The following is a 12,989-nucleotide window of genomic DNA, read 5'->3' as shown; positions in this document are numbered from 1 at the left end:
AGGGACGATGAGCGTTACGGAGAAGGGTCGGGTGTCGGCGCGCGCGGTCTCGGGCGACCGCCTGCCGCGCAGGGTGGGCCGCGCCGTGCTGCGCCCCTTCCGGCCGGTGGACGAGGTGTCCCGCGCGATCGCGGTCGGACACCGGTTGCAGCGCTCCACCGCCACCGGGCGCCGCATCGTGGTCGACGATCTCGGCACCGGGACGGACACCGCCGTGGTGACCGCCCTGCTGGCCCGTGCCTTCGCCCACTTCCGCAACGACCGCGTCCTGGCGGTGGACGCCACCGGCCGGACCCCGTCCCTCGCGGGGCGGCTGGACACCGTGGACGCCTACCTGGAGGCGGAGGTGAACGGCCTCGACTTCGGGACGGCACGCGAGGGGCTGGCGGAGGCCGGCAGCGGCCTGTGGACGGTCGCGGTGCGGGCGGACGACACCGAGACCGCCCGGCTGACGTCCCTGTTCCGCTTCTTCGGGCTGACACTGGTGGCCGGTACACCGGGCCGCCTCGCCGACGCCCTCGGCTCGACCGCGCACGCCCGGGTTTGGGCGGTCCGGGCGACCCGTGAGGCGGCGGCCCGGGTGGGGCGGGCCCTGGACGGGCTCACCAGGCGGGGCCGGGGGGACGAGGCCCGGCGCACCGTGGTGGTGCTCTTCGACGAGCGGCGCGGCGAGGACCCCGGGTTCGACGCTGTGCGCGCGGCCGCGATCCTGGCCGAGAGCGGGGCCGCCGTGGTGCGGCTGGCCCACGACCGGCACCTGGCGCACGCGCGGGCCGTGCGGACGCGCCGGGTCGCCGAGGCCACGCACCGGACCGTGCTCCAGGTGGCGGCCGAGGTTCTGGAGCGGTCGGCCGAGGGCGGGGCGGACCCGCGCCGGAGAGAGGGGGAGCGGGCGTGAACCAGCAGGACCCGAGGCCCGAGGGGGAGCCGGAGCGCGGCCCGCAGGACCCGACCGGGCAGGAACCGGGCCCGGGGGCGCCCGGCGGATGGGCGCGGGACAGTGGCCCCTTCCCGCCCGCCCCCTACGCGGTCGGCGGCCCGCAGCCCGGCGAACCGGCCGACCCGCGGGGTGAGGACCCCCGGGACGAGGACGCCCAGCAGACCCTGTGGTTCGGCGACTCTGGTGCACACGGGATGCCCCGACCGCCTTCGGGCCCGCAGCAGCCGCCCCATGCGGCCGGGGGGCAGTGGTCTTCCGGCCCGCACCAGGGTCCTCAGCCGTCTTCGGGGTCGCAGTGGCCGCACCCGCGGCCGGGAACTCAGCAGCCACAGGCGCCCCAACCGCCTTCCGGGCCACAGCTGCTTTCCGGCTCGCATCAGGCGGCAGAGGGGCAGTGGCCGCCTGGGCCGCAGCAGGGTCCTCAGCCGTCGCCCGGCCCGCACCAGGCTCCGCAGACGCCCTCGGGTCCGCAGCAGCCGCACCCGGGATCGGGGGTGCAGACGCCCTCCGGCGCGCAGCGGGCTTGGCAGTCGTCTTCGCAAGCGGGACCTCCGTGGTCGTACGGTGTGCGGTCGCCATCCCCGGCGCGGGGTCCGCAGCAGCCCCAGATGCCTCAGGCGCACCAACCGCCTTCGGGTCCGCAGCAGCCGCACCCGGGATCAGGGGCACAGTGGCCCTCCGGTCCACAGTCTTCGGAGCCGGGGGCGCAGTGGCCCTCCGGGCCGGAGCGGGAGCCTTCGGGCCAGGGGGGACGGCCTCTGGCCGGTCCGTACGCCGGGGCACCGCGTTCCATGGCCCAGGACGCCGTCGCCGAGGCGTTCCTGACCGGCGCGACCAAGCCCGTGACGCCGCCACCCGCTTCGCAGGAGCCCCGGCCCACTCAGGAACCCCCGCCGTCTCAAACCCCGCAGCCGTCCTGGTCGTCGGGTCCTCAGCGCCCGCCGGCCCAACAGCGCGCCCAGGGGCCGCCGGTCCCCTCCGCGCCGACCGTGGACGCACCACCGGTCCCGGAAACCGACACCCCTGGCCCCGACACCCCCGCCGCGGATGCGGGCGCTCCCGGGTCGGGCGCTCCTGGGTACGCTGCGCCCGCACAGGTCTGGTTCGGCGGCTCCGCCAAGGCTGCGGACGCCCCGGCGCGGTCCCCGGACCCCCAGCCCTCCGGCCCCAGGAAGCCGCGTGAGGTGGGCGCCCCCCGCCCGGCGGACCCGGGCCCCGCCGGTGCGGGTGGCCTCCGCAACCCCGATGCCGAGGAGACGGACGTCTTCGTCGTCCGCGGTTCCGAGCGGCGTGCCCGGACCCGGCAGAGGCAGGAGGAGCCGCCACCCCCGCCCCCGGGCGAGCCCGCGCCCGAACCCGGACCCGCCGTGACCCCGTACGGGGACGGCCTCCCCGGAGCGGAGCACGTACCGGTCCCGGGCGGGTTCGAGGCGCGCTTGGCCGCCCTCAAACCCGTTCCCTCCTCCCCGCTGCCGCGAGCCGTCTTCTCGATCACCCTCGGACGGGTCAACCTGGGGCCCACCGCCCGGTCCTGAGCGACAGTCGGGGCATGCGCGGGTGCGGGACCCGACGGCGGAGACCGGTGGCGGCCGGGGCGCGGATACGGGATATTCCTTGAGAACGTGTTCCCCCGCCCCGGCCCCCGCCCGCACCTGACGGGGGTGTACAGGAGAAAGGACATCGGTGACCGACGTCGAGGATCGTCACTCAGGGCTATCACTTGGGGACGACCAGTGCATAAAGCGGGTGCGTGACGGCGACACCGACGCCTACGGTGTTCTCTACGAACGCCACGCGGGCGCCGCGCGCGGCCTGGCTCGCCAACTCCTCCGGGGGGAGGCCGAAGCCGAGGACGCCGTCGCCGAGGCCTTCGCCCGGGTGCTCGGCGTGATCCGCAAGGGGCGGGGCCCCACGGACTGCTTCCGCCCCTACCTCCTCACCGCCGTCCGCAACGCGGCCTACGACCGGAGCCGCCGGGACCGGCGCCAGATCGCCACGGACGACCTGGAGGCCCTCGCCCCCGGGGAGCCCTTCCGCGACCCGGCCGTGGAAGGGCTCGAACGCGCCCTCATCGCCCGTGCCTTCCGCTCGCTGCCGGAACGCTGGCAGACGGTGCTGTGGCACACCGAGATCGAGGGTGCCAAACCCTCCGAGGCGGCCCCGGTCCTGGGCATGCGCGCCAACGGTGTGGCCGCGCTCGCCTACCGGGCCCGTGAGGGGCTGCGGCAGGCCTACCTCCAGATGCACCTGGCGGAGGACGTCCCCGAGGCATGCCGACCCACGCTCGGGAACCTCGGCGCCTACGTCCGGGGCGGGCTGGGCAGACGCGACACCGGCCGGGTCGACGACCACCTGGATCTCTGTGCGGACTGCCGGGCGATCCACATGGAGCTGATGGATGTCAACGTCGCCCTGCGCGGCACCGTCCTGCCCCTGGTGGCGGGTCTCGGTGCCACGGGATACCTCGCCACCGGCGGGGCGCCGTGGACCTGGCTGGGCCGGCTGCGGCGCGCACCCAAGCAGGCGGCCGGCGTCGGCGCGGGGGCCTGCGCCTGCCTCGCCGCCGTGGTCGCCTTCGCTCTGACGGGGGGAGACGACCCCCTGCCCGCCCCCTCTTCGGCGGACCCCGTGGAACCTCCCGCCGCCGCCGAGCCCGATCCCGCGCCCGAACCCGGGCCCGCGGGCCCGCGGGCCGAGCCCGGACGGCTCCCGGCCCCGCCCTCCCCGGAGGAGGCCGAACCCGCCGCCGCGGACACGTCCGAGCGGTCCGCGGAAACCGGTGAACCGGTGTTCTCCGCGGGCATCGACCCCGTCGGCGCCCTGGTCCCCGGCCGTGACGGGATCATGGTCATGGACGTGCGCAACCTCGGCGGGGCGACCGCCGACGACGTCGTCGCGGTGATCACCCTGCCTCCCGGCGTGGAGATGGCCTCCTCGGGCGGGGCGGGACACGCACCGCCGCACGCTTCCGGCCACGGCGACTGGAGCTGTTCCCCGGGCGGTGGCGGGGGGCGCTGCGTGCTCCCGGCCATGGCCGCCGGCCAGAGCAGCACCCAGTTCATCGACGTGCGCGTCCACGGGGACGCCGGGCTCGGCGTGCCCGCCTCCGTCTCCGTGGCCTCCGGCGGGGCCTCCGCAGTCGCGACCGGGAACAGGGGGGTGAGCGCCGGGGGGGTGGCGGCGCGCTACGCCACAGCGGGGCGTGTGCGGGCCGAGAGCGTGGGCAACTCCCTGGCGACCTGTGCCCTGCGCGGGGGGCGTGTCCCCGTGTGGCCGTGGCCGCTGCCCGACCCCGTCCTACCGGAGCCGGGTCCGGTCCCGCCGCCGCCCCCGATCGGCGGCACGGGACAGCATGCGAACAGTGATGAACCGTGCGTTCTGCAACAACTCGGTCGGGGGGTGTGGAGTGACAATGACCACTGGGAGGTGGCGCCGCTGGACCTCGACCGAAATCCCGGTACCGTCTCGTCCAGTTCCGCGTCCTGGGAGCTCCCCGAAGGGGGCTCGGTGCTCTGGGCCGGGCTGTACTTCTCCGGGAGCGGCAGCCCGGGGGAGGCCGCTGCGCGGGTCAGGGGGCCGGGCATGGACTCCTACCGGACGGTCTGGGCGCGGGACATCGGCCGTGCGGGCCTGACCGGATACCCCGCGTACCAGGCGTTCGCCGAGGTCACCGACCTGGTTCGAGAACAGGGCGGCGGTCAGTGGTGGGTCGCCGACGTGCCCGCGGAGCGGGGGCGCGGCACCTACGCCGGATGGGGTCTGGTGGTGGTGCTGGAGGACCCGTCCGCCGGGCCGCGCGACCGGGTGATGGTGCTGGACGGCACGGAGGCCGTGTTCGGCGGTGGAGAGGCGGTCTTTCCGGTCTCCGGTCTGCCGACCGCCGAGGTGGACTCCGAGATCGGTGTCATCGCCTGGGAGGGCGACGCCGGTCTGGCGGGGGACCGGTTGACGGTGGATGGGACGGCCCTCGCCCCGGTCGGAGGTCTCGGGACCGCCGAGAACGCCTTCACCGGGTCCGCCCGCGGTGCGGTGGGGGACCGGACCGGGTTCGGGACGGATGTTCTCCGATTCGACATCGGACTCGGCCGTGAATCGGATGTCCGGATTCGATCCGACCGTGATGCGCTGCTCCTCGGAGCCGTTGTGGTGACGGCCCCGACGCGGGGATAACCACTGCTCGAAGCGTGTCCGCAACTCTGGGTGTTCTCGGAGGAGAGCGCAAAACGAGACGGACATTGGCTAGGCTGTGGCCGGTCATGCACATGGCCCTGAGTCGACAGGGAAGGGGGTGTGTCACGTGGACCGCTGCGCGTTGTTCGTCGACGCGGGGTACCTCCTCGCGGACGGCGCGATGGCCGTACACGGAACCCGCAGCCGGGACTCCGTCTCCTGGGACTACTCCGGGCTCGTCCAGTTCCTCAACGAGGTCGCGCGGGACCGCACCGGCCTGCCGTTGCTGCGCTGCTACTGGTACGAGGCGGTCGCCGACGACCGGCGGACCCAGGAACAGGACGGTATCGCCGACATCCCCGGTGTCAAGTTCCGCGCGGCACGCATCCGGCCGGGCCGCCGCGAGGGCGTGGAGAGCTACGTCCAGCGCGATCTCACCACCCTGGCCCGGAGCGGGGTCCTCTGCGACGCCGTGGTGGTCAGCGGTGACGAGGACATGGCGTCCGTGGTCGCCGACGTCCAGGACCTCGGTGTGCGGGTCACCGTCGTGCACGTCTCCGTCGAGGGCGACTGGACCATCTCCAGGGCCCTGCGCCGGGAGTGCGACGACCTCATCGAGATCGGTGCGGGTCACCTGCGCCCGCACGTCGCGCTGCACGGCAGCGGGAGAGCGTCCAAGGAGACCGCCGCCAAGAACGGGGCGGCCTTCCCCAACGGCCACCCGCGCCAGGCTCCCGAACCGCCGCGTTCGCCGCTGGAGCCGCAGCACGCGGAGGCGCAGGCCGAACCGGTCGGACCGCCGATGCGGGCCAGGGAACCGGCCTACTCCGAGACCGGCCCCCAGCGCGCGCCCCAGGGCAGCGCCATGGACCAGTTGAGGGCGATGCGGCGCAGCCTCGCCCAGCAGCGGGGCGACCATCTCGCCGGGCCGCCGGGCGAGGTGCGCGAACCCGGGGCCATCGACGCCAACGGCTTTCCCTCGGGGAGCCAGATCGCCGTGAGCGGCAACGGGGCCTACCCCGGTGCGCAGTCCACGGGCGCCCAGAACGGCCTCCCCACTACCGGAGAGCACCCGTCGATGCGCGGAGCCGACGGGTACGCCCTGCCCGGCAGGGGTGTCCCCGGCCCTCAGACCGATCCGGTGCAGCAGAACGGGTACATGGGCGGCACCGGGCCCCAGCAGTCCTTCGCGGCGGGCACCGGGCCGCAGAGGTCGTTCGCCGCGGAGCAGCCGCCGGGGCAGGCTCCACCCGGGCACAGAGGCGGCCCGCCGCCCCAACAGGACCCCCGCTTCGCGCAGGGGGACGGTTTCGGGGGTGCGGCTGACGCAAACCCTACCTTTGGGACCAGTACCGACCCTGACGCCGCACGCCGCGGCGGGGCGGTCTCCGGTTACGGAGGCCCGCACCGTACTGGTCCCGATCACGACGAACGGTTCGGGGGCGGGGGCCGCCAGGACCCCGGCCCCGGCCCCGGATATCCTCAGCAGGCGCGGCCCGGCACGAATACCGTTGACGAGGCGGTGCATGTCGCGCGCAAGGAAGGGAACGACTTCGCGGAGTCGATCGCCCGTGAGGCCCCCGCCCTGTGGGTGGAGGCGGTGCTCGCCCGTCGGCCCCGGATGCCCTCCGACCTGGAGGCGCGTCTGCTCCAGGGCTCCTCGCTGCCGGTCGACCACCTGCTGCGCGACGAGGTCCGGGACGGACTGCGCCTGGGGTTCTGGCAGGCCTTGGAGCGCGCCAGGCCCTGAACAGCGTGCGGGAGGGCGAGTTAGGGATGCGATGCGGGTGACCCATGTGACGACGGCCGACCTGGACCGTATGGAGTTCCACGCCGTCCGGTCGGGGGAGCACGGCCCCGTCGCTGCCCGGTTGCAGGACCTGGCCAACCGGGTCGGCTCCGGAAGCGAGGTCGGCCGCGCCGAACTGTTCGTCCGGGCCGGGGAACAGTGGGAAATCGCTCAGGAGTACGAGCGCGCGTGCGCCGCCTACCAGCGCGCGATCGACGACGGCGGCCCCACGGTGATCGACCCCCGCGCCCTGAGCGCGGGCTCCCTGCTCCAACTGGACGAGACGGAGAGCGCCTACGCCCACCTGAGCCGTCTGGAGAAGGACGAGCCCCCCGGGCTGCCCACCTACGTGCATGTCGCCGAGGCGCTGTACGCTCACGACGATCTCCAGGGCGCCGAGCGGTGGGCGACCGCCGGGGTCCGCCACCACCTCCACCGGGAGGGGGAGCCGCGCGTGCGCGAACTGCTCCTCGAACTCCTGCGGCTCCGGTTCCGCATCCGGGTGGACCTTGGCCTGGGAGAAGACGACCTGGACAGCCGTTTGGACACCGATTGAGGCAACACGCGGGTTATCTTGCGGTGTTCCAATGCGCCATCCACAAGATGTAGTATCTCCGTACCGATGGTTCAGGACGGCCCCGGGAAGCGACGGACACGACGCCGCCCACGGGCCCGAGGACCTGCCATCGGGGATGCGCGCGCCGCGTGCATCCGTGACGGGGGCTTGAAGGCGGACCTTCCGCGATCACCGGTCGTCGAGCGAACACGTCCATAGCGTCGTTCCACCCGTGCTTCGCGCACCCCGGCCCTGCCGTACCCCCGTCCTGCCGGGATTCCTCTACCGAGCTTGGAGCCGCCGTATGTCCCTTGACGTCGAAGCCCTGCCCGCGTCCGTCCGGCGGGAGTCGACCGACAACGGCGCTCCCCCCAACGCCGTCGACCGGATCGAACAGGTCGTGACCGAGGCGTGCGCGGGACTCGCCGGCGTCTCGGCCGACAAGGTCCTGCGCGAGGCGCGTCAGGGGCTCTACCCCGGCATCCCCGCCTCCGAGGTGGAGCTCGCGCTGGTCATGGCGGCCCGCAGCTTCGTGGAGGTCGACCCCGACTACTCCCACGTGGCCGCCCGCCTGCTGCTGGACACACTCCGCCGCGAGGCCCTCACCTTCATCGAGGGCGCCCCCCGGTCGGCGAGCCAGTCCGAGATGGCCGGCCACTACCCCGCCTACCTGGCCGCCTACGTCAGCCGCGGCATCGAACTGGGCCAGCTCGATCCCGCTCTGGCCGGGTTCGACCTGGAGCGCCTGGGCGCCGCCCTGCGCCCCGAGCGCGACGAGGACTTCACCTTCCTCGGCCTCCAGACCCTCTACGACCGCTACTTCCTGCACAGCGACGGCACCCGCTACGAGCTGCCGCAGGCCTTCTTCATGCGCGTGGCCATGGGCCTGGCCCTCAACGAGGACGACCGCGACGCCCGCGCCGTGGAGTTCTACGAGCTGCTGTCGTCCTTCGACTTCATGGCCTCCACCCCCACCCTGTTCAACTCGGGCACGGTGCGCGCGCAGCTCTCCTCCTGCTTCCTCACCACCGTGGGCGACGACCTCCAGTCGATCTTCCACGGCATCAGCAACAACGCCATGCTGTCCAAGTACTCCGGCGGCCTGGGCAACGACTGGACCCCGGTGCGCGGGCTCGGGGCGCACATCCGCGGCACCAACGGCAAGAGCCAGGGCGTGGTCCCGTTCCTGAAGATCGCCAACGACACCGCCGTCGCCGTCAACCAGGGCGGGCGCCGCAAGGGCGCGGTCTGCGCCTATCTGGAGACCTGGCACATCGACGTCGAGGAGTTCCTCGACCTGCGCAAGAACACCGGTGACGAGCGCCGCCGCACCCACGACATGAACACCGCGAACTGGGTGCCGGACCTGTTCATGCAGCGCGTGGAGCAGGACGCCTCCTGGACCCTGTTCTCCCCGGACGAGGTCCCCGACCTGCACGACAAGTACGGCACCGAGTTCGCCGAGGCCTACACCCGCTACGAGGCCGAAGCCGAGGCCGGCCGGATCAAGGTCGCCAAGAAGGTCCGGGCCGTGGACCTGTGGCGCCGCATGCTCACGATGCTGTTCGAGACCGGTCACCCGTGGATCACGTTCAAGGACGCGTGCAACCTGCGCTCGCCGCAGCAGCACACGGGCGTGGTGCACTCCTCCAACCTGTGCACCGAAATCACGCTCAACACCAGCGCCGACGAGGTCGCCGTCTGCAACCTGGGCTCGGTCAACCTGGCCCAGCACACCGGCCCCGACGGGCTGGACGCCGAGCGCCTGCGCCGCACCGTGCGCACAGCCGTGCGGATGCTCGACAACGTCATCGACGTGAACTTCTACACCATCCCCGAGGCGCGCCGCGCGAACATGCGCCACCGCCCCGTGGGCCTGGGCCTCATGGGCTTCCAGGACGCCCTGTTCAAGCTGCGCCTGCCCTTCGCCTCCGAGGGCGCGGTGGCCTTCGCCGACGAGAGCATGGAGCTGATCAGCTACCACGCGATCGAGGCGTCCATGGAGCTGGCCGCCGAGCGCGGCTCCTACGAGACCTTCGACGGGTCGCTGTGGAGCAGGGGCATCCTGCCGATCGACTCCCTCCAGGCCCTGGCCAAGGCGCGCGGCGGCGACCTGGACGTCGACCGGGGCGAGACCCTGGACTGGGACTCGCTGCGCGAGCGGGTGCGCACCACCGGGATGCGCAACTCCAACGTGATGGCGATCGCCCCCACCGCCACCATCGCCAACATCACCGGCGTGAGCCAGTCGATCGAGCCGGTCTACCGCAACCTGTTCGTGAAGTCGAACATGTCCGGCGACTTCACCGTCGTCAACCCCTACCTGGTCCGCGACCTCAAGGACCGCGGCCTGTGGGACGACGACATGGTCTCGGCGCTGAAGCTGCACGACGGCAGCCTGGGCGGGATCGCCCGCGTGCCCGACGACCTCAAGGCCCTGTACGCCACGGCCTTCGAGGTGGACCCGGACTGGCTGGTGGACGCCGGGTCGCGCCGCCAGAAGTGGATCGACCAGGCCCAGTCGCTGAACCTGTACATGGCCGCGCCGAGCGGCCGCAAGCTCGACGCCCTGTACCGCAGGGCCTGGCGCTCGGGTCTCAAGACCACGTACTACCTGCGTTCGCAGAGTGCCACCCACGTCGAGAAGAGCACCCTGAAGGGCACGGACGGCCGCCTCAACGCGGTGTCCGCGACCCCGGCACCCGCACCGGCCCCCGCGCCGAGCCCGTCCCCCAGCCCGTCCCCGAACCCGGTGCCCACCGCGGCCGGCGAGGACGAGTTCGAGATCGTGGACGGCCAGGCGTGCTCCATCGACGACCCCGAGTGCGAGGCCTGCCAGTAGGCCTGTCCGCACTCCTGAGGGAGCCGTGGCCCGGGGCCGCCCGCGTACGTCGCGGGCGGCCCCGGGCCGGGCCCTCCCGTCCCCAGCCGCCACGCACCGCCGAGATCCGGACCGCCCGGAGATAGGGAAGACGACCCAGCATGACCACAGCAGCCGACCACAGCGCCAGCGCGACCAGCGGCCTCGGGGAGATCGAGCGCGACGCCGCGCGCGTCAGCGTCGACGACAAGGCGATGATCAACGCCCGCGCCGACGTCAACCAGTTGCTCCCCCTCAAGTACACCTGGGCGTGGGACAAGTACCTGGCGGGCTGCAACAACCACTGGATGCCCACCGAGGTCGCGATGCAGGCCGACATCGCGCTGTGGAAGTCCAGGGACGGGCTGACCGAGGACGAGCGCCTCATGCTCAAGCGCAACCTCGGGTTCTTCGCCACCGCCGAGTCGCTGGTGGCCAACAACATCGTCCTGGCCGTGTACCGCCAGCTCACCAACCCGGAGTGCCGCCAGTACCTGCTGCGCCAGGCCTTCGAGGAGGCGGTGCACACGCACACCTTCCAGTACATCTGCGAGAGCCTGGGCCTGGACGAGGGCGAGCTCTTCAACATGTACCGGGAGATCCCGTCGATCACCGCCAAGGACGCGTGGGCGCTCAAGTACACGCAGAACCTGGAGGACCCCGACTTCCGCACCGGTACGCCCGAGGCCGACCAGGCGTTCCTGCGGGACCTGGTGGCGTTCTACGTGATCTTCGAGGGCATGTGGTTCTACACCGGCTTCGCGCAGATCCTGTCGCTGGGCCGCCGCAACAAGATGGTCGGCATCGCCGAGCAGTACCAGTACATCCTGCGGGACGAGTCGATCCACCTGAACTTCGGTATCGACGTGATCAACCAGATCAAGATCGAGAACCCGCACCTGTGGAGCGAGGAGTTCCAGGCGGAGGTCCGCGCGATGCTCACGGAGGCCTGTGAGCTGGAGGTGGCCTACGGCCGCGAGACCATGCCGCGCGGTGTGCTGGGCCTCAACGCCGAGCTGTGCGAGAAGTACATGCACTTCATCACCGACCGCCGTGCGGAGCAGATCGGCCTGGCGCCCATCTTCGGCCAGACGGAGAACCCGTTCCCGTGGATGAGCGAGATGATGGACCTCCAGAAGGAGAAGAACTTCTTCGAGACCCGGGTCATCGAGTACCAGACCGGTGGCGGTCTGGACTGGGACTGACCTGCGAGGGCACGGTCCGTTTCCCCCGTCGGCGGTGGGGGAGGGCCGTGTCCGGGGCCGCGGTCGGCGGCTCCCTCCCTGAAGGGCCCGGGCCGGGCGCGCGGCCCGGGCCCTTCGCGTGTCCGAGCCCTACACCGGTGTAGAGGTCGCACGGAGAGACAGCCCTGGGGTAGGTCGCGCTACCCTGTCGGCCGCGGTCCGGCCTTCGGTCCGCTGCCCCCATCCCCTGAACCAGGTCTGGAGCCATCCCCTTTGACACCCCAGAACCCCCCACCGGCCGCCGAGGCCCGGCAGCGGCCAGGAGACCCCGCCTACACGCAGAAGCTCCTCGTCAGCCCGGTAGCCCGCAACATCAACCGGGTGCTCGCCGTCCTTCTCCCCGTGGGCGCTGTCGTCCTCGCCGCTCTCGGCGAGGTCAACTGGCTGTTCGCGCTGTTCGGGGTCGCTGCCGGGGTGTTCGTCTGGTTCCAGGCCGCCACCATCGAAAGCGTGGTGGTGACGGTCCGGAACGGGCGGATGCAGGCCAGGCTCGGCCGCCGCAACGTCATGGTCTCCACGGAGGCGATCGCCTACATCGGTCGGGCGGAGTTCGACATGCGCAGCGCCCGGCGGCTGGGCCGCACCACCCTGATCGGCAGGCCCGGCCCGGGTGTGGAGGTCGTCTCCCACGACGGTAGGTACGTCACCATGCGCACCGACACCCCTGACGAACTGGTCCGGGCGCTCCTGGCCGAGGGCATGCACCCCCTGGCCACACAGGTCCCCTTCCCCGAGGGCACCGTGAGCGGGGCGCACGTGGTGAGCCGTGAGGAGCGGTCGGCGCAGTAGCCGTTTCCGCGGGTCCCTCGGTCCCGGTGGCTTCGCCGGGGCCGAGGGATACACAGAACACAGGACATCCTCTCACCGGATATATTTTCGTGTGGGGCGCTTTCGTGAGCCATTCTCTTGCTTCGATTGACCTTTGATTTCCTTTTTCTGTCTTCAAGGTTTCTCCGAATCGATGATCCGGTGAATAAGACTACTCCTGTATTTCCACCCCATTGCAGCCGATCGCGCTGTGGTTCCGGTGTTTCCGTGCCGTTCCGGCGCAACTGGAAGCCGGGTGTGGTCCGGGGTTCCGCAGGGGTTGAGGTGCACGTTTCCCCTTCTGTACAGGGGATGGGGAGGTATCCCATGAGGGGATATCGGATGTTCTCTGGCGCGCGGGTGGCCTTGATCGCGTGTGGCGGAAAGAACATGTGTGTGCGATAAAAAACTCAAAAGCCTCTTTGCGTGGTTTGTTCAGCAAGAGGGTGTTGTGGTCGACCGCTATCCGCCGTAATGATCGGTTCCATGGCTTACAGGAAACGTGTCGAGGTTGGGCCTTCGCGTGTCCAGAAAGGGGGAGCCGGTTGTGAACGACTCCACACTCGGGTCCGTGGTGACCTTCGTGCTGTATCTCGCCGGCATGGTCGGCATCGGCCTCTGGG

General features: G+C 71.9%; 8 protein-coding genes. All 8 read left to right on the top strand.

Annotated features, from left to right (window positions below):
* Positions 1 to 7 precede the first annotated feature (7 nt).
* The gene (locus ACFHWE_RS18410) at positions 8 to 898 is read left to right on the top strand and encodes an ATPase (RefSeq protein ID WP_416602912.1); all 891 of its coding nucleotides are present in this window, start codon (positions 8 to 10) and stop codon (positions 896 to 898) included.
* 833 nt (positions 899 to 1,731) lie between these two features.
* Entirely contained in the window at positions 1,732 to 2,475 is a 744-nt protein-coding gene (locus tag ACFHWE_RS18405; RefSeq protein WP_416602911.1) for a hypothetical protein, read from the top strand.
* 211 nt (positions 2,476 to 2,686) lie between these two features.
* Entirely contained in the window at positions 2,687 to 5,110 is a 2,424-nt protein-coding gene (locus ACFHWE_RS18400; protein WP_416602910.1) for a sigma-70 family RNA polymerase sigma factor, read from the top strand.
* A 127-nt stretch (positions 5,111 to 5,237) separates the two neighbouring features.
* A complete protein-coding gene (locus tag ACFHWE_RS18395; RefSeq protein WP_416602909.1) occupies positions 5,238 to 6,860 on the top strand; it encodes an NYN domain-containing protein in 1,623 nt (540 codons plus the stop codon).
* 31 nt (positions 6,861 to 6,891) lie between these two features.
* A complete protein-coding gene (locus ACFHWE_RS18390) occupies positions 6,892 to 7,455 on the top strand; it encodes a hypothetical protein (RefSeq protein ID WP_416602908.1) in 564 nt (187 codons plus the stop codon).
* Positions 7,456 to 7,759: 304 nt separating this feature from the next.
* On the top strand, positions 7,760 to 10,297 hold the full coding sequence (locus ACFHWE_RS18385; protein WP_416602907.1) for a ribonucleoside-diphosphate reductase subunit alpha: 2,538 nt from the start codon (positions 7,760 to 7,762) through the stop codon (positions 10,295 to 10,297).
* 140 nt (positions 10,298 to 10,437) lie between these two features.
* Positions 10,438 to 11,520, top strand: a complete 1,083-nt coding sequence (locus tag ACFHWE_RS18380; RefSeq protein WP_028649145.1) for a ribonucleotide-diphosphate reductase subunit beta — start codon at positions 10,438 to 10,440, stop codon at positions 11,518 to 11,520.
* Positions 11,521 to 11,772: 252 nt separating this feature from the next.
* Positions 11,773 to 12,348, top strand: coding sequence for a hypothetical protein (locus ACFHWE_RS18375; protein ID WP_416602906.1), 576 nt, complete (start codon positions 11,773 to 11,775; stop codon positions 12,346 to 12,348).
* The last annotated feature ends 641 nt before the right edge of the window (positions 12,349 to 12,989 follow it).

It is taken from the genome of Nocardiopsis sp. LOL_012 (assembly GCF_048060475.1).
Lineage (GTDB): Bacteria > Actinomycetota > Actinomycetes > Streptosporangiales > Streptosporangiaceae > Nocardiopsis.
The sequence above is the reverse complement of the archived record's forward strand: the minus strand, read 5'-3'. Positions and strand labels throughout refer to the sequence as shown.